The organism is Paenibacillus agilis (genome assembly GCF_007786455.1).
GTDB classification, from domain to species: Bacteria; Bacillota; Bacilli; order Paenibacillales; family Paenibacillaceae; genus Paenibacillus_B; species Paenibacillus_B agilis.
The window spans coordinates 245,475-270,390 of sequence record NZ_VNJK01000003.1 but is presented as its reverse complement, the minus strand read 5'-3'; the positions used below and the strand labels follow the sequence as shown (position 1 = coordinate 270,390).

The 24,916-nt window shown below is 45.7% G+C and carries 21 protein-coding genes; 11 read left to right on the top strand and 10 right to left on the bottom strand.

What is annotated here, in order from left to right; translation table 11 throughout:
• Positions 1-71: 71 nt before the first annotated feature.
• The 3 genes from pepF to FPZ44_RS20160 form a co-directional block, all read right to left on the bottom strand.
• Positions 72-1,880: an oligoendopeptidase F gene (pepF, locus tag FPZ44_RS20170; protein WP_144993700.1), complete on the bottom strand. Its 1,809-nt coding sequence runs from the start codon at positions 1,878-1,880 to the stop codon at positions 72-74.
• Between the two features lie 176 nt (positions 1,881-2,056).
• A complete protein-coding gene (locus FPZ44_RS20165; RefSeq protein ID WP_144993277.1) occupies positions 2,057-3,445 on the bottom strand; it encodes a dicarboxylate/amino acid:cation symporter in 1,389 nt (462 codons plus the stop codon).
• 154 nt (positions 3,446-3,599) lie between these two features.
• On the bottom strand, positions 3,600-4,112 hold the full coding sequence (locus tag FPZ44_RS20160) for a DUF2062 domain-containing protein (protein WP_144993274.1): 513 nt from the start codon (positions 4,110-4,112) through the stop codon (positions 3,600-3,602).
• A gap of 230 nt (positions 4,113-4,342) precedes the next feature.
• Here FPZ44_RS20160 and FPZ44_RS20155 point away from each other — a divergent pair, with 230 nt between their 5' ends.
• A complete protein-coding gene (locus FPZ44_RS20155) occupies positions 4,343-5,101 on the top strand; it encodes a tryptophan-rich sensory protein (protein WP_144993271.1) in 759 nt (252 codons plus the stop codon).
• Between the two features lie 102 nt (positions 5,102-5,203).
• Here the strand turns inward: FPZ44_RS20155 and FPZ44_RS20150 are convergent, their stop codons facing one another.
• Positions 5,204-5,533: a DUF1904 family protein gene (locus FPZ44_RS20150; RefSeq protein ID WP_144993268.1), complete on the bottom strand. Its 330-nt coding sequence runs from the start codon at positions 5,531-5,533 to the stop codon at positions 5,204-5,206.
• Between the two features lie 813 nt (positions 5,534-6,346).
• On the opposite strand from FPZ44_RS20150, the gene FPZ44_RS20145 reads away from it, so the two are divergent.
• The 6 genes from FPZ44_RS20145 (at position 6,347) to FPZ44_RS20115 (ending at position 14,503) form a co-directional block, all read left to right on the top strand.
• A complete protein-coding gene (locus tag FPZ44_RS20145; protein WP_144993265.1) occupies positions 6,347-6,655 on the top strand; it encodes a DUF6385 domain-containing protein in 309 nt (102 codons plus the stop codon).
• Between the two features lie 4 nt (positions 6,656-6,659).
• A complete protein-coding gene (locus FPZ44_RS26945; RefSeq protein ID WP_261378441.1) occupies positions 6,660-8,699 on the top strand; it encodes a beta strand repeat-containing protein in 2,040 nt (679 codons plus the stop codon).
• Positions 8,700-8,796: 97 nt separating this feature from the next.
• Entirely contained in the window at positions 8,797-11,004 is a 2,208-nt protein-coding gene (locus FPZ44_RS20130; RefSeq protein ID WP_144993262.1) for a glycosyltransferase, read from the top strand.
• The gene (locus FPZ44_RS20125; RefSeq protein WP_261378460.1) at positions 10,970-12,595 is read left to right on the top strand and encodes a tetratricopeptide repeat-containing glycosyltransferase family 2 protein; all 1,626 of its coding nucleotides are present in this window, start codon (positions 10,970-10,972) and stop codon (positions 12,593-12,595) included. The genes FPZ44_RS20130 and FPZ44_RS20125 overlap by 35 nt, the downstream gene beginning before the upstream one ends.
• A complete protein-coding gene (locus FPZ44_RS20120) occupies positions 12,592-13,947 on the top strand; it encodes a glycosyltransferase family 2 protein (RefSeq protein ID WP_144993255.1) in 1,356 nt (451 codons plus the stop codon). The genes FPZ44_RS20125 and FPZ44_RS20120 overlap by 4 nt, the downstream gene beginning before the upstream one ends.
• Positions 13,948-14,032: 85 nt before the next feature.
• Positions 14,033-14,503 (top strand): MarR family winged helix-turn-helix transcriptional regulator, encoded by a 471-nt coding sequence (locus FPZ44_RS20115; protein ID WP_144993252.1) that lies wholly within the window; start codon positions 14,033-14,035, stop codon positions 14,501-14,503.
• Positions 14,504-14,716: 213 nt separating this feature from the next.
• On the opposite strand, the gene FPZ44_RS20110 is transcribed toward FPZ44_RS20115, so the two are convergent.
• The 3 genes from FPZ44_RS20110 to FPZ44_RS20100 all read right to left on the bottom strand — a co-directional run bounded on the left by FPZ44_RS20110 (position 14,717) and on the right by FPZ44_RS20100 (position 16,926).
• On the bottom strand, positions 14,717-15,598 hold the full coding sequence (locus tag FPZ44_RS20110) for an ABC transporter ATP-binding protein (protein ID WP_144993249.1): 882 nt from the start codon (positions 15,596-15,598) through the stop codon (positions 14,717-14,719).
• 361 nt (positions 15,599-15,959) lie between these two features.
• Positions 15,960-16,379: a hypothetical protein gene (locus tag FPZ44_RS20105; protein ID WP_144993245.1), complete on the bottom strand. Its 420-nt coding sequence runs from the start codon at positions 16,377-16,379 to the stop codon at positions 15,960-15,962.
• Between the two features lie 118 nt (positions 16,380-16,497).
• Positions 16,498-16,926: a DUF2500 domain-containing protein gene (locus tag FPZ44_RS20100; RefSeq protein WP_144993242.1), complete on the bottom strand. Its 429-nt coding sequence runs from the start codon at positions 16,924-16,926 to the stop codon at positions 16,498-16,500.
• A gap of 479 nt (positions 16,927-17,405) precedes the next feature.
• Here FPZ44_RS20100 and FPZ44_RS20095 point away from each other — a divergent pair, with 479 nt between their 5' ends.
• Positions 17,406-19,133, top strand: coding sequence for a phospho-sugar mutase (locus FPZ44_RS20095; protein WP_144993239.1), 1,728 nt, complete (start codon positions 17,406-17,408; stop codon positions 19,131-19,133).
• 325 nt (positions 19,134-19,458) lie between these two features.
• The gene (locus FPZ44_RS20090) at positions 19,459-20,538 is read left to right on the top strand and encodes a M42 family metallopeptidase (protein WP_144993236.1); all 1,080 of its coding nucleotides are present in this window, start codon (positions 19,459-19,461) and stop codon (positions 20,536-20,538) included.
• A gap of 266 nt (positions 20,539-20,804) precedes the next feature.
• Here the strand turns inward: FPZ44_RS20090 and FPZ44_RS20085 are convergent, their stop codons facing one another.
• Positions 20,805-21,443, bottom strand: coding sequence for a Bax inhibitor-1/YccA family protein (locus tag FPZ44_RS20085; RefSeq protein ID WP_144993233.1), 639 nt, complete (start codon positions 21,441-21,443; stop codon positions 20,805-20,807).
• 203 nt (positions 21,444-21,646) lie between these two features.
• Between FPZ44_RS20085 and FPZ44_RS26550 the strand changes: the two genes are divergently transcribed.
• On the top strand, positions 21,647-21,796 hold the full coding sequence (locus FPZ44_RS26550) for a hypothetical protein (RefSeq protein ID WP_186786158.1): 150 nt from the start codon (positions 21,647-21,649) through the stop codon (positions 21,794-21,796).
• 131 nt (positions 21,797-21,927) lie between these two features.
• Here FPZ44_RS26550 and FPZ44_RS20080 read toward each other — a convergent pair whose 3' ends face one another.
• On the bottom strand, positions 21,928-22,680 hold the full coding sequence (locus FPZ44_RS20080) for an AAA family ATPase (RefSeq protein WP_261378440.1): 753 nt from the start codon (positions 22,678-22,680) through the stop codon (positions 21,928-21,930).
• A gap of 313 nt (positions 22,681-22,993) precedes the next feature.
• Here FPZ44_RS20080 and msrA point away from each other — a divergent pair, with 313 nt between their 5' ends.
• The gene (msrA, locus tag FPZ44_RS20075) at positions 22,994-23,560 is read left to right on the top strand and encodes a peptide-methionine (S)-S-oxide reductase MsrA (protein ID WP_144993228.1); all 567 of its coding nucleotides are present in this window, start codon (positions 22,994-22,996) and stop codon (positions 23,558-23,560) included.
• Positions 23,561-23,891: 331 nt separating this feature from the next.
• On the opposite strand, the gene FPZ44_RS20070 is transcribed toward msrA, so the two are convergent.
• Positions 23,892-24,866, bottom strand: a complete 975-nt coding sequence (locus tag FPZ44_RS20070) for a diaminopimelate dehydrogenase (RefSeq protein ID WP_144993225.1) — start codon at positions 24,864-24,866, stop codon at positions 23,892-23,894.
• Positions 24,867-24,916: the final 50 nt, after the last annotated feature.

Here is a 24,916-nt window from a genome sequence, read left to right as displayed (position 1 = left end):
TATTTATATTTATTTATAAAAATGTGATAGCAATACGCGTAAACACGTACGCTAGCACACTCTACAACCCTTTATTCCGCCTCAAATAATTGCTCCAACTGATCGACCAAGCTGCCCACATAAGCGACTGCCTTGCTTATCGGCTCAGGACCTGACATATCAACGCCTGCCAGCTTCATTAGCTCCAATGGTGATAACGTTCCACCTGCTTTGAGCGCTTCCAGCCAACGATCTACAGCAGGTTGTCCTTGCTCTTTAATATGCTGGGCAGCAGCTGTAGATGCCGTCAGTCCTGCCGCATACATGTACGGATACAAGGACATATAATAATGCGGCTGCCGCATCCACGTCAGCTTTGCATCTTCATCCACTTCCACAGCATCGCCCCAGAAGCTGGATAGAATGTCACCCTTTAGATCATTAAGCTTCTTCGCATTGAGCGGCACATCTTGCATAGCCAAGTTATACGCTCTACGCAGAAGTTCACCCTCCAACAGATGCGTGATGAAATTATGATAATACGTATTCAACTGTTGAGCGATAACCCAGCGCTGCATACGCTTGTCATCGGACTGCTTCAAAATATGCTCGGCCAATAACAGCTCGTTCATCGTGGAAGGAGCTTCTATGAAATACAACGAGGGAAGCATATTGGTGTAGCGCTGATACTTTCCAGACAGCATAAAGTGTCCTGCGTGACCTATCTCATGGGCAAGCATGAATGCACTACGCATATTGTCCGCCCAAGATACGAGTACATACGGATGCACACCATATATGAAATCGCAGAACGCACCTGTCGCTTTCCCTAAATTATCCGCATAGTCAATCCAACGTTCTGTGAAAGCTTTATGAATAATGTCAGTATATTCCGATCCTAGCACCTGCAATGAGTCTTGAATCAGCTTGCTGGCTTCATCGAACGTAATCGACGGATTGAAGTCAGCATCAAACGGTGCCTTCAAATCACAAAAGCGCAGCTGTTCAAGCCCTAGTGTACGCTGTTTCAATTTTGCATAACGGCGCATGTGCGGAGCTAGTTCCTCTTGAATGATATCCAAGATGTTATCGTACATCTCAAGCGTCACATCTTGGGGCTTAAGCAGCATATGTGTAACTGACTCATATCCGCGAAGACGCGACATGACGACCTGCTTCTTTACATGCGTGGCAAACGTCTCGGCAAATGTATTCTGATATTTACGCAGTGTACGAGTGAAGGATTCGTATGCATTGCGTCGCAGCACCTTATCTTCAGAGAACTCATATTTATTCTCATAAAGGGCAAAGGAGACCGGAAGTGTATGCCCATACCCATCCTCTATATCATCGAATGTCATGTCAGACAGCTTACTGCGCTCATAAATACGATACGGAGCATCAAGCACCTCACTCATAGAAGCAAGCACTGACTCCGTCTCAGGAGACAATTGATGCATCTTCGTTGCCAGCAAATCCAACAGCATTTTACGGAATGATGCTAATTCAGGCTCTGCATCCAAATAGGTCTCAATCGTCCCCTCAGGCAAAGAGAAAATCTCAGATCGTATAAAGGTCATCTCCGACATGATTAGAGCGCGAAGATCTCCCACTTTAGCAGCATCCGTCTGATAATCTGAATTCGTGTTATCGACAAATAGATGCAGATTGGCATAGGAAAACAAACGATACAACTGCACGGACAACTTTTCTTGTGTAGTTAATACCTCCAGCAGCACACGAGAACCTTCGTGCAACTTGCCGCGATATTTAGTAATCTGCTGTATATCTGCTCTAGCATCCTCCAAAGCGGCTTCCCATTCCGTATGAGTTTCAAATAAATCTTCCAATCTCCAGGTCGCTTCTGCAGACACTTCCGTACGGGTTAATCGCTGCTCCATCATCGCATTCTCCCCTCAAGTCGGACTGTTAGCACAATATTCCATGTATTCACGATATCATATTATTGAACATTGTTAAAATAGTAGAAATAGTAGAGGCGCTAATCTATAAAAAAGAAAGAGCCTTGCCATTGATGGCAAGACTCTGTTCTATCACTCTTCAAATCAAGTTGTAGTTAAGTAGAAATAGCTGGCTTGCCGCCTTCTACTTCATTACCAAACGAAATATCATCATCTTCGTCCTTATTGAACGCCTCACGATCGAACTCACCCTCGCTGTTGCCGACTAGCAAAGCTGCAACCGTCGTACCTGTTGCATTAACTGCTGTACGCGCCATATCCACGATAGCATCTACCGCAAGTACAAGTGCAAAGCCCTCGATTGGCAAGCCCGCTTGCACAAGCACAACCGTAGTCGAGATCGAAGCAGGACCAGGCACACCTGCGACTCCGATGGAAGCAATCGTAGCTACTGCAACGATAAGCACATAATCAGTGATGCCCAATTCAATACCAAACACCCTCGCAACGAATACCGCTACGATTGCTGGGTAAATACCGCCGCAACCGTTCATGTTAATCGTAGCCCCAAGTGGAGCAACAAAGCTGGCTACACGCTCAGACACCTTAATTCGCTTCGTAATAACCTCAAGATTAACAGGCAATGTCGCATAGCTGCTGCGCGTCGTAAACGCTACTGCAATGGTTGGATATGCCTTCTTGAAGAAGCGAATCGGGTTAACACGAGCAACAAAGGTTACTAATAAGCCGTACGTTACGACCATATGAATAATGCAGGCGATAAATACAGCTGCTACGAACCATGCAAGCTGCTCCAGCGTCTCAAGGCCGTATCTTGCCGCCATCGATGTTACGAGCCCCAAAACTCCGTATGGAGTGAGACGAATAACGAATTTCGTAACACGGAACATAATATGAGACAAGGACTCCAACACTTTACGAACAGGCTCTACACGCTCAGGATTCCGCGAACCTTCCCAAATAATTGCTACTGCAATAAAGACTGCAAAGATAATGACTGGAACTACCTTACCTTCAGCCATCTCGTTAATCGGATTAGAAGGCACTAAGCTCAACAATACTTCTTTGAAAGTAGGGATCTCACGCGCTTCAAAATCTTGTGCCGCTTCAGGTTGGTTAGCGATACCAGCACCAGGATCAATAACAAGCGCTGTTCCTAAACCAATCGTCGCTGCAATCGCAGTCGTGATTAGGAAAATGCTAATGGTCTTAACGCCAAGTTTCTTCAATACGCCTACTTCTTTGACCGAAGTTAAGCTTGTAATAATGGTGGAAAATACGAGCGGTATAACGACCATCTTAATTAGGTTTACATAAATGGAACCAATGATACCTACGTCCGCCGCATCCTTACCGAATGCTGCGCCGACAATGAAACCGAATACCAGCGCCAACATGACGCGTGTACCGAAGCCCACTTTCTTTTTCGCCAGCCACCACAGTACGACGACTAGTAATAAGGCTGCTGCCCAACTTCCGTATACGGACCAGTCCTGCACCGTTAACCATGATTGGTCTTTCATCTATAAGTCTCCCCTTTGTTTATCTAATAATTCCTACCTGTTTAATAGGTATTATAAAAACAACTCCCCTATTCGTCAAACTATTTTTTATCGAAAACATGAAAACAAAAAAAAGACAGCCTGTACAACACATAGACTGTCTTGAAAAATACATTTATGATTCGCTTTGTACCTGCTTCATGCAGCGACGACGAGGGCGAGCCATTTGCAGCAGCTGCGGGCGAAAACGCTGAATAATCCATATCCATATCCAGTAGCCTAGAAGCGTGAACAGAATGCTATTGAGTATCGCACCGATCGTGAAGTTCAATCCAGTACGCAGCCAAACTTGCAGCCATCCTGCCCCACCTACAGCAATATCACCTGAATAGATATGCAGCAAATAGGCCAATTTCATAATCCAGTTGCCTGTAATGACATTCATATAAAAGAAAATGGGCCACACAACAGCGCCTAATGCAGCCGCAAATATAGACCCAGCTATACTGCCCTTGGCCCATTTAGTAAGTCCTATTGATAATACCGGCCCTATTCCGAATGTTGGATACCAACAAGGAAAGAAACCAAATACGATACCAAGCGATATTTTAGAAGCACCCTGTCTAGAACGAAGCATACGGATGCTGTGATATCTCATAATTCTTAGCCATTTTACTACGATCATCATTTCCGTCCTCTCCAGGTTATATCAGTTTGCTCCTAAAAAGCTCAGAGTATTCCAGTTTGAGTATTGATTTGGAAGTTACATTCCCTACTATACTGTAAGATAAATGATAATGACCATGTATAAGTGTCATATTTCTTAACTGGGCACCGTATGTTGATGGGGGAAGACTGGTTCAACGAACATAAATGCTGTTAATGAACTATAGAATAGAATGATAAGGAGGATTGGCTATGCACACTTCCGTATGGAAATGGCTTAATCTCGTTGCGATTATTGCCGTCATTGCGATAAATGCCCTTGCCAACATCATCCCTTTCAACGGGGTAACGACAGGTGATGTATCAGCGATGTATCCTGTGCTTATAACACCTGCAACGTATGCCTTTACGATTTGGATTCTTATATACACACTACTATTTGGATTCGCGCTATATCAGTTGCTGCCTCGCAATGAGACGACGGTGCGCAATATTGGGCCATTATTCGTTTTGAGCTCTCTGTTCAATATAGCTTGGATTGTATTGTGGCATTACCTGTATGACCAAGTATGGCTATCCCTGATTGCCATGTTCGGGTTGTTTATCAGCTTAATATTTATTTATCGCAGCGTTCGTAACCATCGATATCCAACGACTGGGCAGAAATGGCTGGTTCAACTACCATTCAGCATTTATTTTGGCTGGATCACTGTGGCGACCATTGTTAACATTGCTGTCGCGCTGCACGCTCTTGGATGGGATCATTTTGGATGGAGCGAGCAGGCTTGGACGCTTGCCCTGCTTGCTATTGGCACCTTTTTGGCATGGGTCATCGGCGGTCCTAACCGCGATGCTGCTTTTGTGTTCGTATTTGTCTGGGCTTATGTGGCCATTGCGTGGAATAACAAAGACCTGCCTGCCATTTTTTATTCAGCGCTAGGCTTCTCAACCTTGTTGGCACTGCTGGCAATCGCCCTGCCATTCCGACCAAGAAGACGGAATATAGGCTAATTTTGTTTACTTACAACATTAAATAGGAAAGAGGGTGGGCTTGTATGATCGAATCATACAAGTCCACCCTCTTCTATATTTACTCCGTGTACATGTATTCCCCTATTTACAAGGAACGCCCTGGATATAATAATGGCTTGGTTCAAACGTACGGAAAGCAACCTCTACTTCCTCTACCCCTGCGGCATGCACATGTCGGGTCACAATGTCCGCGAAGCGATTTCTCACTTCTGTTCCTCTTTCAAACCAACTAATCTCCACGAAAGGATAAGATGGAGCCAATTTCCCCGCCCATACTCCTGTCGTCTGCAAACATTCCAACGTAAAATTATCAGTTCCGCACTGGCATAATTCTGCCAGCTCCTCCACTAACTGTTGACTAACCGGAGCCAACTGTTCAGCGGCTACTCCTCGAAAAATTAAATGCGGCATACTTTTCTCCCTCTCTACAGATGATTCACTAATTAGCATCATACATGGGGCTCACGCCGTGATCAACTCCTTCTGCCATGCATAATTAATATACATACACTAATTCTCATTGAGAAAGAAGGCGGATGTACGATGGATACCCATATTCGAAATAGATGGCCTACTGATACTCATTCCGTACCCCGCTGTCTAAGTTCTGCACGCCGGAAGTCGCCTTATACATTTAGACTTCAGCGTAGAAGAGAACGGGGAATGGAGGCGTTCCTCTGGAAAGGACGATTCCCATCCTCGCGATATATATTTACCATGTTTAATTACAACGATTACACACGACAAGATGTAAAGCCTCAATCACCTGCAAAGGATGCTGTAAAAAGAGAGGCAAGCACGAAATCAGCTAGTGTAAAAAAAAGAAAACGACGATCCCATTCTCTCTCCGTTAAAAGTACACCAAAGCGTAACCGACGTCGTAAGAAAAAAGTAAGCTGCACGAAAAAACGAATATACACCTCCCGCTCCTATTCGATCTCGAAGCAGCGAAAACAACGCGTGCAAAAATGCAAACGGAACAAATCAAACAATTGCCATTCCCTCAGTCCTATAAGAGTTCGTCGACCTCACAATTGGCGCTGTTGTTCATCTAAGTTATCTCGCAAATTAAACTGGAAACTATGTTTCGATCTTACCTGTCGGCCAAGTCGTCATCCAAATCCTTGTCCTCATCCGAAACCTCCCTCGCCTTGCCCGCCTGAGCCGGAGCCTCCTTGTGATTGTCAATGCAGCACGCAAACCATTTTCCAAGAAGAGAAATTTATGAATGTAGCGATTAACAAGGAGTCGGTACTGCCTGCTCAAGATACATCAGTAGCATCCGTTATCTCTTATGCCATTCGCAATCAAGGCTCAGTCCCGTTAACTGCTGAATTAGAAATAAGTCCTAACGGTATTGATTATGCAAAAGATACAACGTTGACGATTGAACCTCAAACCATGAAAGTAGCAGTACCCCTTCGTTTTTTAAAATGGATGCGATTAAAACTATTAATAGCAGACGGAGAATCAGGAGCGGCTGATGTATATTACCAAACGCAATCAATAGGATATCAGGAGGAGGAACAATAGCAAAATGCCCAACTATAATGTTTTCCAGACTGATCCGTCAAATTTAACTACCTTAATATTTGGTCGAGATCCTTTAGGCAACAATACAGCATTTCAAACGGACTCGAACGGTTACCAGCTTACTGTTCCGATGTACGGGACGATAAGCAACGTTCTCGGCGCCACCATCACGGCGGGTACACTAACCGCTGTCAACAATATCGGGACGATTACTAGTGTCCTTGGGGCTACTATCACAGGAGGAACTCTCTCCGCTGTTAATAACATCGGAACGATTACCAGCATTCTTGGCGCGACGATTACGGGAGGCACTCTTTCTTCTGTCGGTAACCTACTTAATGGAACCATCACTAGTGTACTAGGTGCTACCATCACCGGGGGCACTCTTTCCGCCGTTAACAATATTGGTACCATTACCAGCATTCTTGGGGCTACGATTACAGGCGGCACTTTATCCGCGGTTGGTAACTTGCTCAATGGTACGATTACTAGCGTGCTTGGGGCTACCATCACTGGGGGCACTCTTTCCGCCGTTAACAATATTGGTACCATCACCAGCATTCTCGGAGCTACCATTACAGGCGGCACTTTATCCGCGGTTGGTAACTTGCTAAATGGCACGATTACTAGCGTGCTTGGGGCTACCATCACTGGGGGCACTCTTTCCGCCGTTAACAATATTGGAACTATCACCAGCATTCTCGGGGCTACCATTACAGGCGGGACTTTATCCGCGGTTGGTAACTTGCTCAACGGTACCATTACTAGCGTGCTTGGTGCTACCATCACCGGGGGCACTCTTTCCGCCGTTAACAATATTGGTACCATTACCAGCATTCTCGGGGCTACCATTACAGGTGGGACTTTATCTGCCGTTGGTAATTTGCTAAATGGCACCATTACTAGCGTGCTTGGCGCTACCATCACCGGGGGCACTCTTTCCGCCGTTAACAATATTGGTACCATTACCAGCATTCTCGGGGCTACCATTACAGGTGGGACTTTATCTGCCGTTGGTAATTTGCTAAATGGCACCATTACTAGCGTGCTTGGCGCTACCATCACCGGGGGCACTCTTTCCGCCGTTAACAATATCGGGACCATCACCAGTATTCTTGGGGCTACCATTACAGGCGGCACTTTATCTGCAGTCGGTAACCTCCTCAACGGCACGATTACTAGCGTGCTTGGCGCTACTATTACGGGCGGTACTCTCTCCGCCGTCAACAATATTGGCACTATCACCAGCATTCTTGGCGCGACGATTACAGGCGGCACTTTATCGGCGGTTGGTAACTTGCTCAACGGCACGATTACTAGCGTGCTTGGCGCTACCATCACCGGGGGCACTCTTTCTGCCGTTAACAATATTGGTACCATCACCAGCATTCTCGGAGCTACCATTACAGGCGGGACTTTATCTGCGGTTGGTAACTTGCTCAACGGGACGATTACTAGCGTGCTTGGCGCTACTATCACGGGCGGTACTCTCTCCGCCATCAATAATATTGGTACCATCACCAGCATTCTCGGAGCTACCATTACAGGCGGGACTTTATCCGCGGTTGGTAACTTGCTCAACGGGACGATTACTAGTGTGCTAGGCGCTACTATTACGGGCGGTACTCTTTCTGCAATCAATAATATCGGGACCATTACAAGTATACTCGGTGCGACCATTACTGCAGGTACCCTTTCCAGCGTAACTTCCATCTCACAAAAAAGCTTCGTTGAATTATCTAACTTGAACATTCAATCATCTTCAACAACCTTCTCTCCACTTCCAGCCGTAACTACAAGTGTATTAGGCGTATATTCGTACTTTGTTTACAACAGTTCTGGCGGCTCCATTACGACTAGGGTAGAAATTAGCGCAGACGGCACTAACTATTACGTCGATACGAATGGAGCTACCATCGCTGCTGGCGCTACTGATGTTGTCGTACCTGCCAGATTCTTAAAGTATACGCGGCTGTCTTACCGTCTCACTCTACTCGCCTCTCCAGCTACCCTTAACGTTTTATTCAATGGGCAAGGTACCTAATAAGCAGCTTCCACATAACTTGAATATTAACCATACAGAAAGAGCACGTGAGGGCCATGTGCTCTTTCTGCACGTCCGAAGGTTGAGGTGAGCGCTTATGTATATTTCACATAGCAACAGGGCCGTTACGATTGGCATTCTTATTTTAGCTCGTGATGAAGCAGCATTAATCGGTCCTTGCCTAGACAGTGTAACGGAAGCAGATGAATATCTCGTTGCTGACACAGGGTCTTTCGATGGCACGCCTGAGATTGCTCTCCAACGGGGGGCTCGTGTTATTCATCTGCAATGGAATGATGATTTCTCAGAAGCTCGCAATGAGGCGCTGCAGCATATGACGACAGATTGGATACTCGTACTTGATGCTGATGAGCGATTAACAAGCTCGATGCAAGAAGTTCGCCAATGGATCTACCACACGAATGGTGAAGGCAGCACAGTGAAAATTATTAATCGACTAAGTGAAGAGGATGTACAACTCGCTGTACATCATCGTGCAGTAAGACTTTTTCGGCGCCGTGACACCTTTTATTACAAGGGAATTATTCATGAAGATATTGGACCGTCCATCACAGAAATATATGAAGAAACTGCGTTAGCGGACAGTCCGATTACAATTGAGCATATCGGTACACTTCCACAGCAGATTCAGCTGAAGAACAAGCCCGAACGCAATAAACAGCTGCTCCTCAAAAGCATGGAGCTTCACCCCACAGATGCCTTTGTACTTTACGGGCTTGGAGTCACCGCTGTCCAGCAGCACCGACTGGATGAGGCGCATCACTGGTTCAGCCTCGCTCGCGACAACGTCGACGCCAATGCGGCCTACCGTCCTACCCTATATCGGGATGCGATCAAAGCACTGCTGGCGCAAAACAAACCACATCTAGCAGAGGATTGGCTGCAAGAGGCCATTTCCAACTATTCAGAATATGCCGAGCTCTATATTTTGCAAGGTCAGTCGCTGTCCCAGCAAGGACTGTTGGGAGATGCCCTACACAGCTTCCAGCGCGCCCTGACAGCAAGCTCCGAGCATTATGTTTCAGAAAACGGAACCAGCAGCTATATCGCACATACATGGGTTGGGGAAACATTTAGGCAGCTGCGCCAACATAGTGAAGCATTAAAGTCCTTTAACGATGCACTTATTGACCATCCTCAATATGAGCCAGCACTTCACGGATTCGTCGCAGCCGCTGTAGAATTGAATGTGTCAGAGGAAGAAGTCGCTGCTCATATCGAATCGTTATGGAAAGAAATTGACTTCCCTAGCGCTGTTATACTCGTTCGTGTCTACAAACAAGCAGGCTATCACCATTCGCTTGCCCAATTGTGTGTCAATCGTTTATCCACACCGCAAGCTATTTATGGACTGACCATCGCTTGGATTCATAAAGAACGATACGCTGAAGCTAATGGTATGCTGCATCATCTGCTGCAGACGACACGTCTACACGACACCGAGCGCAGACTGCTGGAAGATTGGCAGGCAATCTGTGCATGGCAATCACACTTACAAGGCAAACCAACTTTAATTGAGAGTTCCAACTGGAAGCCAGCTGTACGAGAAGCTTGCAAGCTGCTGACCAAGTCTAATAAATCCAACGAGTTCAACAAGTCCACTACGAGCGGAAAAGCTCATATTCACCACTATACGGTTGAACATACGGAGCATCCTGCAGAAACTGCCCACGATAAGTATGATATCCACGAGATTGGATCTGCACCTGAATTTGAGGGAACCAATCTAATCGAAATAGACGAAGTTCTCAATCGATGGATGGAGCTGCTGCGAGATGAAGCACTGATTCAACCGCTTCAGAAATGGGCGATCCATGCTGAAAGTCGTGATTTGGATTGTGCCAAAGCTTTGTACGCTGCCGGTGATATTTACAGCTCAGCAGAAATGTTGCTCAAAGCGATGGCGGAACAACGACTTGATGCGGAGGGCGCTATGCTGCTAGGCGAGCTGCTTATGCAGAAGCAGCACTGGCAGGAAGCACTTGATTTGTTGGAGGGAGCCCGACTCCTGCATACAGAACAAGGCGAAGTCGACCGTGACACAGTCGTGAGACTGGATCGCATGTTAGCTCTTACGTATGTTCGGCTGTCTGAACATTATTTGCAGCAAGCGATTGCAGTCGAGCCCCAACAGCAAGCGTGGGAAGAACAACTAAGGGTCATTCGTCTAGCCATCGAGCAATTATCGGCAACACCTTGGGAGCTGCCTCGTACAACCTTGCAGAGGAGGAACATCCAACTTGTCCAAAGTGAAGCTGACCGTCTGTCTCATCGTTCGGAATGAAGAGCATCTACTGCCAGACTGCCTGCACAGCATACGACAGGTTGCAGACGAAATTATCGTTGTAGATACTGGCTCGACAGATCATACGATTGTTGTTGCCAAACAAGCCGGTGCTACCGTTCTCGAGAGGGAATGGAACGACGACTTTGCGGCAGCTAGAAATGTTTCTTTGGCACATGCAACAGGCAAGTGGATCCTTATTCTCGATGCAGATGAACGCCTCGCTGCCGAAAGCGCCCCGCTGCTCCGCAAGCTGGTAGAGGGAAACGATTGTTACGAAGGGTATTTTTTAAGGGTTGAGCATGTAATGAGTGATGGGCTCGACCCGCTGCCAATGACGGTCAATCCACTGCTTCGACTGTTTCGCAATCGAGAAACTTATCGTTTCGAAGGCGCTATCCATGAGCAAATTGCGCCTGTCATTATACGCGAGCAGCCGACTGCCGTGTTCGCTTTCACGCCGATCCGCGTGTTTCATTTGGGATACCAGCCGCAAATTGTCAGCAGCAAAGACAAGATTGCTCGTAACATCCACATGCTGGAGCAAATTATTGAAAAAGAAGGACGACAGCCATTTCACTTGTTTAATCTTGCCGTCGAGCGATTAAGACGAGGTGATGATGTCACTGCCCTGTCCTTGCTCCGTGAAGCGCGTGAGGTTACACCTTTGTCCGCTTCCTTTGCCCATCTCATGATCAAAATAGAAGCTTGGGCTTGGGCGCGCATCGGGCAGCTAGACGAAGCTGTACAGCTATGCACGGATGGCATTGAACACTTCCCTGACTACACAGACCTCCACTTTGCGTTGGCGGTATACTACGACGCCAACGGCAATCGCCGCGCTGCCATCGAGGCAATGCGCGAGGCGACGCGGATTGGCACGCCTCCTTCGCATTATCATACAGAAGGAGGCGTGGGCACCTTTCGCGCCCATATGCAATTGGGCGCGTGGGCGCTTGAGGCGCGCGCATGGAGCGAAGCTGCGCGCGCCTTCGACGCCGCGTTGACGGCGGAAGGCTGCCCGGCAGCGGCCTGGCTCGCCAGCGTGCGCTTGCGCCGCGTCCAGGGCGACTCGCCAGCGCTGAGCGAAGCCGCAGCGCAATGGCTGCAAGCGCAGCCGCAGGCGCTCCGTGCCGCATTGCTTAGCGCGGCACAGCATGGCGGCGGCTCACCGCTGGAGGAACCTCGCGCCTCCGCTGCTAATGACGCTCTCGCTGCAACTATCGGCAGCAGCGATGCGCGAAAGACAAAGCCAACGGCTGCCTCGGCTGTTTCACCCGCTTCGTCAGCCGTCAAGGAGCCAGTGCGCACATCCGCTACAGTTTCTTTAGCCGACCTGCTTGCTGGCAGCAGCAACTCATCAAACCCGCGCCCGATAAAGCAACAACAACATCAGCAACAGCAAGTGCATTCCTCAGTGAATAACACGCCTATTGCACTTTCCCTATCCGCCCTATCTAAGGCTGATATAACGTTAGCGAGATTGCAGCAATATCCTTGGTCGCGCACTTCAGCGCTTACATCACGCCTTTTGCTTCCCCTGTATGCATTGGCACTATCAGCTCAGACAAAGGAGGTAGCCACAACATGACCACCCCTTCTTTCCCCGTGACTTTATGTGTCATCGTTCGAGATGAGGAAGATGTGCTGCAGCGCTGTTTGCAATCCGCCAAGAATTTAGTCGCACAAATGATCGTCATCGATACTGGCTCAACGGATGCCTCTCCTGCAATCGCACAGGAATGCGGCGCTGCCGTTTATCATTTCGAATGGCAAGATGACTTTTCGGCTGCTCGCAATGCAGCCATTGACAAAGCTGAGCAGCCATGGATTTTAATGCTTGACGCCGACGAAGTCATAGATAGAGAAAGTTGGCAGGAACAACATTTACAAGCTATCTTTACACAACCGAACGTTCTTGGTTGTTATGTACAGCTCACCCATTTAACTCACTGTTGGGACAATAACCTCACCCATAAACCAGTCTGTAGTGCCACCGATATGGCATGCAGACTGTTCCGCAACGATGCCCGCCTTCGTTATGTAGGCCGCATTCATGAAGATATCACTGCTTCTATAGAAGCTGTATCATCAGAGGCGATATGTTGGAGTTCCTTCACGATATGGCATGACGGTTATACAGCGGAGCGTATTCAGAACAAGGATAAAGCAGCACGAAACTTGCATTTGCTCCATTTACAATTAGAAGAGGAGCCGCTAAACCCATTATGGTGGTATGCGTATGGAACAGAATACTTCCAGTCAGAACGTTATGCAGAAGCTCTACCATGGCTGCTGCGGGCGATTACTTCTTTTTCTAAGCAGCCTCGATTGCCAGGCTACGCCTCAGATGTATGGCTCAAAGCCGTCTATGCCTATTACTCCCTTCAGCAATTAGACAGCGCTATTCGATTAGCCGAAGAAGCGATGGAGCAATTCCCGCTCTTTCCAGATTTGCTGCTGCTCAGTTCCACCTTATATGCCGTTCGTGGCAGCTTAGCAGAAGCCTATCAATGTGCCGATGAAGCTTCTGCCTGCGGAGATCGAACGCATCTATACACAAGTACCAATGGTGCTAGTACATGGAGAGCGCATTGGATGGCAGCATTTCTTGCTGAACGAGTCGGTAAATATGCTCAAGCTGCGCACCACTATGAACATGCCGCCGCTTACACCAGCACACAGTACTCTTCCGCTATTCTCAAGTCTGCTGCCGCATGGCATCGATCCGATTGGATTTCATCCAGCCGCTTGATGCGGTATGCTGCATCTACTTCGGAACAAAACACGCAAACTATCGCTCTTCCACTTACACAAGCTCTAGCCGCCTCCGTCCACTTCTCTGCTGCAGCAAATCTCCTACCATTTGTACCAGCCTTGCAGGAAGCAGCAAGCATAGATTGGGCCTCATTTACCCGCCACTTCTTATACGATAACTCCTAGCTTGACATCCTAAGTACAGGATGTTATATTCACCTCATATTCAAGATATTTATTTTCGAGATATATACAAAGGCGGTAATATAGTATGCATGAAAAGAAATCAACAAAAGATTACGGCCCTGAGATAGAGCAAGCACTTAAACTACTCGTTGTCTTGTCTCGCGCGTCACGTTCCTTAATGGAAGTGTCCCAACAAGACATTAAACGATATGGCTTGAACTTAAGTGAATTTGCTGTGCTTGAGCTTCTTTATCATAAAGGGCCTACTCCTATTCAACAGATTGGCAGCAAAGTTCTGCTTGCTAGCGGCACAATGACTTATGTTGTGGACAAGCTCGTAAGTAAAGACTACATTATCCGCAAGCAGTCCGAACAGGATCGCCGCGTTATTATGATCGAGCTGACTCCTGCAGGTGAAGAAGTGATTGCTCGTATTTTCCCAGAACATGCTCAAACTTTGCATGATCGGATGAGTCACCTTACTACCGAACAACAACAGCAGCTCATCCAGCTATTGAAGCTACTAGGTCAACCTGACTCAACACCATCCAATTAGGAAGCTCTCATCGCCAATCATCTTGTACTGTTATAGATGTTTGTAATGAGAGCTTGTCTTAAATTAGTTATCGGTAACTTAAAGGGTATACATACAATAAAAAAACTGCCTCCGCTCAGGTTAACCCTAGATCGGAGACAGCTGCTATTGTTACGTATTTTTCATAAAAAAAATACAGACTTACTTAGTTATCACGAGCTGAAGAACAGAACACTATCCGTTTGCGGCAACCAATTCCCTCGTGTCCGCAACAATTTCTGATTTATCGTTGTTACCTTGACGAGGAATTAATGTATGACCACTCTTTGTTACGGCTGCCAATTGATATGGTAAACATAACGGTACACCTGAACGAGGATCTGGCACGATATCAGCTTCGATACCAAATACTTGACGAAGGACGTCCTGCGTAACGACTTCCTCAGGCGATCCCTCACAAATTACAGTACCCGACTTAATTGCAACCATATGATGAGCATAGCGTGACGCATGGTTCAGGTCATGAACGACCATAATGATCGTCCGCCCTTCTTCTTCGTTAAGCTTATGCAGTAGCTGCAGAACTTCTAACTGATGCGCCATATCAAGGAATGTCGTAGGCTCGTCCAGGAATAAAATATCCGTCTGCTGAGCAAGCGCCATCGCAATCCAAGCACGCTGACGTTGGCCTCCAGATAACTGATCGACAGGACGATCATGGAAAATAGCAAGTCCTGTCACTTCGATCGCCCATTGGACAATCTCACGATCTTCTTTCGTCATGGAGCCAAAGCCTTTTTGATGAGGGAAGCGTCCGTAACTGATAAGCTCAGATACGGTTAGCCCTTCTGGCGCTGTCGGATTTTGTGGTAAAATAGCCATCTGCTTCGCTACTTCTTTTGTAGACTGTTCATGAATAGAACGACCATCCAGTAGAACATTTCCTCCCGAGGGCCTCATAATCCGAGACATCGTCTTCAATATCGTAGACTTGCCCGAGCCGTTCGAACCGACTAATGCCGTTATTTTTCCTGTTGGAATGGATACATTCAAATTATCCACAATTACCGTGTCATTGTATCCGATCCGAAGCTGTTCTGTACGCAATCTCTCCACTGCGCCCACTCCCTTTATAAATAATTTACCTTTTCTATGCCAATACCGATCTTAGTTGAATTGAACATCCGACGTTGTATCCGTTCATTTTATCAATTGATAATGATTATCAATGATAATATCACTAATCTTTAGTTATGTCTATCCCTCACCAGAAATATACAAATACCATTAACCATATCAGCGAAAACAAAATACAATCTATAACAGCTATGTCCGCTACGATTAGAAGCATCGCGATTTCATGTGTAAAGGCCAACAAATAAAAGGATTGCCAGCAGGTTGATCCTGTCTAGCAATCCTCTATTTAAAACATTGTAAACACTACCCAGAGATCAACATCCATTTACATCCGTTGGCATTATACCTTACTAAAAAAGCTCTTAACTTGTTCTCGAAGCGAAATAACAACAATACCAAGCATCGTTCCGATAACCAATGCGATGAGTGAAATGGATATGCCGAACAAGCCCGTAAATCCATCCCCTGGATTGCCACTATCTATTTCGTACGGACCTCCGATTGCAGGAATCACAAATGCATAAAGAATCAAGTACATGAAAAATGCAGTGAACGAAATGATAAGCTGTCTCCACTGTCCCTTCGATACGAGGGAAGTAGTAATGAAGTTGACAGTAATAAGCGTGAACAAACCAACGCTTAAAATCTGATCAAATTGTTCACGAGCATATAGCTTATAAATAAAGAGGAGCGTTAGGACAAGATGCACAAGAGCTGGCAGACTTCGTATTAGTATAGATCGCAATACTTGGACAGACATGCGTATATTTGTCCTCCCTCCAATTTTTCAGAACATACTCGTTTATTTTATGAGGCCAAAGTCATGAAGCAAGAAATCTTGCGTAATAAGAGACAGCTGTATGCTTCTATGAGGACATCTACATATGGGAACGGTGCGTGGAACTTATCTCTCGATGGAAGCTGAGAAAACGAGTTCCTTGATAAGAAACCGTGCCTTGGTCGCCTTCAGCGATCAAACCGTACTCTTTAGACTTAACTTGCAGCTCAATCCGGCTCCCGTCCCGCAGTTCGAACGCCACATAATGGTGCTGCTGTACGCTTGAGTTTCCTGTCCCACCCCATACTGCATCTCGTTTGCCAATCACCTTACAAACTTCCGATACTTGTGGTGCCCTATTATTTGATATCCAGTGTGAAAGCCCTTTAATAATCGCTATTAGTATGGAACCAAAAATTAAAATAAAGACAGCGCCAAAAAACAACTTAAAGCCGAGTGGTGTTTCGTTAAAAAAATCCCAAAAACCAGGCTCTTGAAAGTAAGCATGCAATCGTCTGGAAATGACCATATGCTCTATCTCCCTCTCCTTCCCAATGACCACTAGATGTACTTTCCTTAAGACAGCTAGAAACGAACTGCTCCATTTTCTCATGCCCTGCTCAAGCGGTAGTATCTGTATTCATGTTCGCTCCCCGTAAGTATATCAAAGAAGAGGATAATGTTTCCATAATCAAAAGGGGTTATCGATATATGCAGGAAACCTCTACAATTATTGCGCTTCACTATATGCTGTCTGCCGAGCCACATTCCAATAATGCCAAAAGCTTATGTTCGAACAAATAGCCCGAACTATCCACTCTTAACGCCTACCCTTACAACTATGAAAAAAAGGACATTCCTACACAGTTGCACCATAGTATAGTAAGGAGTGGGTATTCCCTTCTTTATCGATATAGCGAATCTAGCTAATTACATTTATGCACAAAAATTTGTTATGATGGAAATAGAATTAAAGGGCATCATTCGATGCGAATTAAGGAGGATATTATGTTAGCAACCGATCATCGTTCTCAAGAAATGTATTCGATCTGGCTGAACGATCCGCATATCGATGCTGCTACGAAGCAAGAGCTTCAAGCAATCGCTGGTCAAGACAAGGAAATTGTTGATCGCTTCTATACAGAACTACAATTTGGTACAGGCGGTTTGCGCGGAGTTATAGGTGCAGGAACAAATCGCATGAATGTATACACAGTAGGTAAAGCTACTCAAGGCTTGGCCCAATATTTGAATGCTACAACGGATGCACCTTCTGTTGCTATCGCATACGATTCTCGTCATTTCTCACCTGAATTTGCACTAGAGTCTGCACTTGTACTTGCTGGCAACGGTGTAAAAGCGTACGTATACGAGTCGTTACGTCCAACACCGCAGCTGTCGTTCACAGTGCGTCATTTGCAAGCAAGTGCAGGTATTGTCGTTACAGCGAGTCACAATCCGCCGGAATATAACGGATACAAAGTATACGGAGCAGACGGAGCTCAGATAAACCCGGATACAGCTGCTCAAGTAATTGGTGAAATTCGTGGCATAGCATCACTAGCCGATGTAAAGCGCCTCACACGCGAAGAAGCAGAAGCACAAGGATTGCTTGTCTGGTTAGGCAAAGATATGGATGAGGCATACATAAGCGCTGTTGCCGCTGTTAGCCAAAACCCAGACGTTATTCGTGAAACGAGCAACAACTTCCGCCTCTTGTTCACGCCACTTCACGGCTCAGGTAATCTACCTGTTCGCCATGTGCTGGAGCGTATCGGATTTAGCCAAGTACGTGTAGTCGCTGAACAAGAACAGCCAGATGGTAGCTTCCCGACAGTAAAATCGCCTAACCCTGAAGAGCGCGAAGCATTCAGCATCGCGATTGAGCAAGCTCAAGCTTGGGACGCTGATATTATTATGGGTACAGACCCCGATGCTGACCGAATGGGAGCTGTAGTAAAAGACGCAAATGGACAATATGTCGTGCTCACAGGCAACCAGTCAGGTGCTCTTATGGTACATTATGTTCTTGATGCAATGAAGAAGAACAATACGTTGCCAGCAAACGGTGCGGTCATCAAAACAATTGTAACGAGCGAACTAGGTGCTTCCATCGCTGAAGCATTTGGCATGACAGTACTTAACACCTTAACAGGCTTCAAATATATCGGTGAGAAAATGACTCAGTTCGATGAAACTGGCGAGCATACTTTCCTATTTGGATATGAAGAGAGCTACGGCTATCTGGCGGGCAACTACGCACGTGACAAGGATGCTGTCATTGGCGCTATGCTCATTGCTGAAGCCGGCGCGTACTATAAGGCGCAAGGCAAAACATTGTATGATGTACTGCAAGAACTGTATGTGCAGCATGGCTACTACTTGGAAGGCTTGCAATCCCGAACCCTTAAAGGTGTTGAAGGTGTTGCTGTTATTCAAGGCATTATGGAAGACTGGCGTGCAAATGTCCCTGCTGAAGCTGGCGGAATTTCCGTTGCAAAAGCAGAAGACTACGCGCTTGGACTCTATGATCTGCCGAAAGAAAATGTACTCAAATACCACCTCGCGGATGGAAGCTGGTTCTGCCTTCGTCCTTCTGGCACAGAGCCAAAAATTAAAATGTACTTTGCGGTAAAAGGCACAGACAATGCGGATGCTCAAGCTCGTCTTGAACGCGTAACGAACGATGTAATGGCTCGTATCGACGCATTCGTCGCGGAACGCAGTGAACAATAAATAACGAATACGCACTCATTAGGTATATACTATCCTCTAGCCAAGTCAACAAGCATCTCGCTCGTTGGCTTGGCTTTTTAACTTATAGCCAATATTGCACTCGTTTATAGCCAACCTTCTAAAATATCCACCTTTATGGTTGCTCCCCAGGTACACGACCCGGATGCAAGCCGCAACCGCTGCAATCTTTTATTTATTGTCCCCTCTTCTACGCTTGCCTACATCCGCAAATAAGTTCATACTTAACTTATATGCATCAAGCAACACCGAGTCATTTTGACTCCATTTTAAATCTTGTATTTCATCGTATAAAGGAGACCTCGACATGCAGCAAGAGACATTAGAGCTATTCCGCACGCTAACTGAATTCCCAGCCGCTCCTGGCTTTGAGCGTGATCTCCGAGCACTTGTTAAAGGAGAAATTAGCAAATACACAGATGAAATCATTCATGACGCGCTTGGCAGCGTATTTGGCGTTATGCGTGGTAATGAAGAAGGTCCTCGCGTTATGGTTGCTGGACATTTGGATGAAGTCGGCTTTATGTCTACGCAAATTACAGACACAGGCATGATTAAGTTCACCACACTTGGCGGCTGGTGGGGACAAGTTATTCTCGCGCAGCAAGTAGATATCATTACACCAAATGGTCCTATTCGCGGAGTTGTCGGCTCCATTCCGAAGCATTTGCTTGATGAAGCAACAGCTAACAAACCTGTTGATCCTAAAGTGATGTATATCGATGTTGGTGCAGATAACCGTGCAGAAGCTGAAGCGGCAGGCATTCGTCCTGGCCAACAAATTGTTCCTGTATGTGAATTCACACCAATGCTAAATCCAAAAAAGATTATGGCCAAAGCATGGGATAACCGTTACGGTGTCGGACTTGCCATCGAATTGTTAAAAGAGCTTCATCGTGAGAAAGCTCAGCTGCCTAACATCTTATTCTCTGGTGCTACGGTGCAGGAGGAAGTTGGTCTACGCGGAGCTCGTACAGCAGCGAACTTAATTCAACCTGACATTTTCTACGGATTGGATTGCAGTGCTGCAAATGATATGACAGGCGACCGTAATTCCTTCGGTCACTTGGGCAAAGGCGCTCTGCTTCGCATCTACGATCCGACGATGATTACTCATCGCGGTCTCGTAGAGTTCGTTCAAGATATCGCCGATACGCACAAAATTCCTTACCAATACTTCGTATCTCCAGGTGGTACAGATGCAGGACAAGTACATTTGAGCGGTAAAGGCGTACCATCGACGATTATCGGCGTTGTAGGACGTTACATCCATACGCCAGCATCCATCGTTCACACAGATGATATTGATGCGGCGAAGGAACTGCTTATTAAGCTCGTTAAACATACGGATCGCACAACATACAATACGATCGTTGAACGCGCGTAACTTAGAATCGATGTGCAGTAATGAATACGTAGATCAATTCTAAATCTCAATACATGTTAGATAAGAGTTGTCCTGAAAGTCTTTGCAATTGACTTTAGGGACAACTTTTTTAATTGGATCGCATGCACAGGATACTTGCCTCCTATCTTGTCACTCTATTTTACCAAGATACAAATAAAGGGCATCCACCTTACAGACACGCTGTAAGACGAACACCCTTTAGGACTACAAGTTAATCCACTAATCTCGTTAACGTTATGAACTCCTTAGTCTCTGCTTGCACCAATAAAGCGAAGAATGAACAAGAACAAGTTTACAAAGTCGAGGTAAATGCTCACGACAATGGACGGAATATCTTCTTCAGCAAATCCATGCTTCGTAAGACGAGAGAAGTCAAACAACGTCCATCCGATAAAGATCAAAATACCGAAGCCTGAATATATCAGTTCCATTGTACCTGTCATTGGAACGAACAAGCCTACAAGCATAATACCAATAAGAACAAGCGTCGAAGCTACCAAGAAACCACGCATGTAAGAGAAGTCTTGCTTAGACTTCACCGCGTAGAGTGCTGTTCCTCCGAAAGCAACTACCGCAAGGGCAAATGCTTGCCCAACAAGAGTTGCGCCGAGCGTGCTTACATAATAAGCGATCGCAAACTGCAACGTAATACCCGAAACAAACATAAAAGCAAACATAAGCGGGTACCCAACAGCTTTGCTCTTTCTCAAGAAGAAGACAGCCAGCAATAGGCCGATCTCTACAACGTAGAGAGGGATCGCATATGCTTTAGGTACGAATTGTCCTGCATAAATACCTGCAAATGAAATCAGCAGTGCAGTAAACAATACTGAAAACAACTTAGGCAATGAGCCATTTGACGAAGAATACTCTGTGCTATGCATTAGTATCAATTTCCTCCTTTTTATACTTTTCATGTCTCTTATCTAATTATACGATGCACGATCCATTTTGTCCCACAATATTGAATTCATTTTTGGAATAGGATAATAACTTGCATTAAGCAAGTCCAGTCCGCTCTTCCCTATCTTTATGCTCCTTTTCCTACAGTAATACGTACTACCTTAAAATTGGAATTCTGTATCTATTGGCAGCGTTCTATGAACCATTTGCTCCTGGAGCTGCTGTACTTGCGGTCATGAACGTATTATTAGAAGTTATTTTCTACTGGAAAAGTCCATTTCCACGAAGCTACCAGATCGTCGCAGCAACCATTATGAGCACACTGGGAATATAGGTTGTCTTTACATTCCTATTATGATAGGCAACCACCTTTCGTAAACATCTGAAAATGTACGTTGCCATGCGAAGGAAAATGTACATTCGTTACCAGAACTACTAACTTTGCTGCAAGCTAGCTGCTATACGCTATCCATTCTGCTCTTCATCTTGCAGCAACTCACGCAGCATACGCTCTCGCCCAGTCATAAAACTATGGGTAATTGCAAAGTGGTCTGTCTCTTCGAGTGCAACTTTGCGCAGTTCTCCCCTATCTAACGTTATAATATCTGCATCCGGATAAGACATTAATATAGGCGAATGCGTAGCAATAATAAACTGTGAGTTATCCTTCACCAGCTGATGCATTCTCGCAAGGAAAGACATTTGACGCAGCGGCGATAGAGCAGCCTCCGGTTCATCCAACATATACAATCCGTTGCCACCAAACCGATGCAGGAACGTTGACCAAAACGCTTCGCCATGCGACTGTTCATGCAGCGATTTGCCGCCATACGAGTAACGAATTGGCATGCCTGGCCCCTCTTCTCTATCCAGTTGATCAATATGACTTGCAACGTTGTAGTAACTCTCTGCACGCAAGAAGAAACCATCTTTTGCATAAGGGGCTTTTTTGCCTACACGCATGTATTGATACAGCTCGGAATGGCTGCTCTCTGTCTGGAAGCGCATATTTAAGCTGCCTCCTTCGGGATTGAATCCCATCGCAATCGCCATTGCTTCGAGCAAGGTTGATTTTCCTGTTCCATTTTCACCTACTAAAAAAGTCACCGGTTGTTGAAACTTCAGCGTTGTAAAGGAGCGCACAACCTCCAAATCAAAAGGGTAGCTATGAAAAGAGGGGACCTGCTCCCTATTTAATGAAATTTGACTTACATACATCGTATTACCTCCCATATGCCGTTCCCATCGTGCCATTACCTTCTATATATCCATTTTGCCACCCGTATAACAGGAATACAACAGAGGGAGATTTCACGGAATGATGATATGCATATGCCTATCATGAATAACAATGATATTCCCTTTTGACCCTATCGTTCATGTCTAGCATTTATTATAAATAACTGTTCAATCAGCAACGGCACAGTTACACTTAAAATGTATCGAAGCAGCTGTACGATGAGCTGTAATACGAATTACACATCAACTTCATAACTAACGAGAATGATTGAACATAAGGGGGCACGCTACAATGACAACATCAGGTACTCAATCCAATTCAACAGTTTTAGAGAAAGCAACATTTGCTGGGGGCTGCTTCTGGTGTATGGTGAAGCCGTTTGACCAATGGGATGGCATTCATGGTGTCATTTCAGGCTATACAGGAGGACATGTAGTTAACCCAACCTATGAACAAGTAAAAACACAGACGACAGGTCACATAGAAGCTGTGCAAATTACGTTCGATCCGAGTATTTTCAGCTATGCACAATTGCTCGACATTTTCTGGATGCAGATCGATCCAACAGATGCAGGAGGTCAATTCCAAGATCGCGGTGAATCCTATACGACTACCATTTTCGTTCACAGTGAAGAACAAAGGAAACTGGCGGAAGCATCTAGAGCTGCATTGGCTGCAAGTGGACGCTTCGACAAACCGATTGTAACTCCCATTGTTGATGCTGCTCCATTCTACGAAGCAGAAGAATATCATCAAGATTATTACCGCAAAGAGCCCGATCACTATAAGCAGGATCGCGCTGTGTCAGGACGGGACGAATTTATCCAGACGCATTGGGATGAAACAACATCGGGATAAATCTATATGCTTACTACTATGCCCTCTCCTCGTAAGAGGGCAATCATTATTTAGAAGGCTATCTGAAGGGCCAACAATACAATCAAATATGGCTCATTGCTCAAACATATATGCTTCATAATACATAACACATAAAACAAACAGAATTACAAGTAGTAAAACAAGAGCATACACAGATAAAAACATAGCCAAAAGAACTTTACCTATCTTCTTAACCATTTTCATATCGTCCACTACCTTTCATAAAAAAAGCTGTCGAGCATACACTCGACAGCTTTTTAACATCAATAGACTTATGATATGAACATGTTCGTCAACAATGACAAACGGATTATAGCAACTCAGCGCGCAATTGCTCCGCAGACTTAGGAGACAACAAGCCGAATGGAATATCAAATACCGTACGCGCTCCACGTTCTCCACGTTGAGACAAACGGTGTACAGCACGAGCATACGCAACAAGAACGCTGGACGTGAACTCAGGGTTACTTCCAAGGTTCAAGCCGAATTCCATTACTTGCGTTGTTCCTTCACCTGTCACTCCGCTATGTAACACGAGGCCGCCATGTGGAATACCGCTATGATTTGCCTTCAATTCTTCCTCGTTGATAAAGTTAACAACCGTATCGTAGTCAGCAAAATAGTTAGGCATATTAACAATTGTTTTCTCGATTTCTTTCAGATCTGCGCCTTCTTCTGCTACGACGAAACATTCACGAAGATGCTTCTCGCGAGTTGTAAGCTCTGGGTTCTCACCGTTGCGAACACGCTCTACTGCTTCCGTAGATGGAATCGTGTACTGAACACCATTCTTAACGCCAGGAACACGACGAATCGCATCGGAGTGCCCTTGGCTCACGCCTTTGCCCCAGAATGTATATGCATTACCTTCTGGCAATACTGCTTCGAACAGCAAGCGGCTCAGGGAGAACAAGCCCGGGTCCCAACCTGTAGAAATAACTGCAACATGTCCGTTACCTTCAGCTTGCTGGTTAACTTCTTCGAAGTATTCAGGAATACGTGCATGTGTATCGAAGCTATCAACAATATTAAACAACTTCGCCATTGCTGGCCCTTGAATAGGCAAATCTGTCGCAGATCCGCCGCATAACAGCATCACATCAATACGATCCTGATATTGTTCGACTTCATCAAGTGAGATGACTGGAACAGATGCTTGAACGGACTCTGGACTACGACGCGTAAATACAGCTACTAGCTCCATATCTGGATTTTGGCGAATCGAATATTCTACGCCTTTTCCCAAGTTACCATACCCTACAATACCAATTCGAATCTTTTGCAACTTCTTCACCCTGCCTTACAATCAAATTTTTCATTATCTACAAATCTTAA